Below are 2,019 nucleotides of genomic sequence, written 5' to 3' on the forward strand. Positions count from 1 at the left end.
GAAATACATTTAGCATGCTTATAAGAAAAGTAAAGAGTTTTTACTTTCAAATTCAACGATTAAGCAGCATATGACTCGTCTTTAGGTGGCTTATTTGCCCAATAACCAGCAAGAACAGAACCAGTAAGATTATGCCAGACACTAAAGATCGCACCTGGAACAGCGGCCAGCGGTTCTAAGTGAGCCAAAGCCAAAACTACAGCAAGTCCGGACATTTCAATACCGATCTCAAAAGTAACCGCTCTTGCTTGCCGTTCACCCATTCCAAGAGCTTTTGATGCTCCATAGCCCAACATTAATCCCACAGCATTATGAAGAGCAACAGCGGCGAGAGCAATAATGGCAACAGTAGCAAGCTTGGCAGCGCTTAAGGCAACCACAATCGCAATGGCCCAGATGATAGCAATTACAGAGATAACCGGGACAATCTTCATAATACTATTGACAAAGGAGTTAAACAGAGCACGCAATGTCATGCCTAGCATAACCGGTAACAATACTATTTTTAGTACATCCATAAACATGGCTGCTGGGTCAACATGAACCTCCGCACCAGCCAAAAGCAAAAACGTGGCCGGCAACAAAAGTGGTGCCAAAATTATGTTAAAACTAGACACTGTCACTGATAACGCCGTATCAGCCTTTGCCAGAAAGCTCATTACATTGGAAGCTGTGCCGCTAGGGCAGCAGCCGACTAAGATCAAACCGGCGGCCAGCGCTGGTGGTAACCCAAGTAATTTAGCTACGCCAAATCCCACTACAGGCATGATAAGATACCTGAGCACGATACCTATGATAACGTCTTTAGGCCTGGACAATACCAGTTTAAAGTCTTCAACCGACATGGACAGACCCATTCCGAGCATGATTGTTCCAAGTAAGTATGTTACCAAATAGCCTTGTGACTTTAATGAATCAGGGTACAGGAACGCAAGGCCGGAAAACAAGATAAGCCATAAAGGAAACAACTTAGTAATCGCTAGGGCGATTTTTTCCAACAAAGCCATTTTAGATTCCTCCATTTTCATTATTCAGTTTCCTAGTATAAACGCTTCAAATCTTCTTCTTTCATACCAAAAGAATGCTCTGGTCCAGGAAATACCCCATCCTGTGTTTCTTGATAAAAACTATTTAGCGCATCTACCATCTGCTTGTTCAGCTGAGCATATTGTTTAACCATTTTAGGTACAAAACGGTCGAACATTCCTAATAAGTCCTGAGTAACCAATACTTGGGCGTCACAGTATGGGCCTGCGCCGATACCCATAGTCGGAATAGACAGTTCTTCAGTGATCAATTTAGCTACTGGTGCAGGTACGCATTCTACCACTATGGCAAATACTCCCGCTTTCTCAAGTGCTTTTGCATCTTCAATTAACTGCTTGGCAGCTTCAGCATCTTTACCTTGAACCTTAAATCCACCCAATTGCCCTGCTGTTTGAGGTGTTAACCCAATATGACCCATAACTGGAATTCCGCCATTAACCATTGCTTCCACAATATGTGCCACGTTTTTGCCGCCTTCGAGCTTAATAGCATCTGCACCGCCTTCTTTCATAATGCGGTTGGCGTTACGGATAGCATCCTCAACACTGGCATTGTAAGAACCAAACGGCATATCCCCAACGATGAAAGTATTAGGTGCGCCCTTAACTACCGGTTTAGTGTGATGGATAATATCGTCCATTGTAACCGGCACTGTACTGTTGTACCCCAACACCGTCATTCCCAGCGAATCTCCCACGAGAATCATCTCAATCGGAGTCTTCTCAATCACCGAAGCAAGCAAAACATCATAGGCCGTGATCATTGTGAATTTTTCAGTCTTTCCTTTCATTTCCTTGCATTGTGGAATTGTCATTTTTACCTTTGCCATAAATACCCTCTCCTTTTAAAATCTATTTACATGTTTCGCTTTATGCGAAACAATGGGGACTAAAAAAGACACCATCATGAATGGGATAACTAACATATGTTAAAATTCAACTCATTATCAAACAGAAGTTCGTTCCTCATAAC

At 42.8% G+C, this 2,019-nt stretch carries 2 protein-coding genes; both read right to left on the reverse strand.

Annotated elements, in window-relative coordinates; translation table 11 throughout:
- Positions 1-59: 59 nt before the first annotated feature.
- The gene (locus VN379_RS14370; RefSeq protein WP_325534998.1) at positions 60-1,007 is read right to left on the reverse strand and encodes a bile acid:sodium symporter family protein; all 948 of its coding nucleotides are present in this window, start codon (positions 1,005-1,007) and stop codon (positions 60-62) included.
- Positions 1,008-1,039: 32 nt separating this feature from the next.
- Positions 1,040-1,876 (reverse strand): 3-methyl-2-oxobutanoate hydroxymethyltransferase, encoded by an 837-nt coding sequence (gene panB, locus VN379_RS14375; protein ID WP_325535000.1) that lies wholly within the window; start codon positions 1,874-1,876, stop codon positions 1,040-1,042.
- Positions 1,877-2,019: the final 143 nt, after the last annotated feature.

Source organism: Sporomusa sp. (genome assembly GCF_035561255.1).
Lineage (GTDB): Bacteria > Bacillota > Negativicutes > Sporomusales > Sporomusaceae > Sporomusa.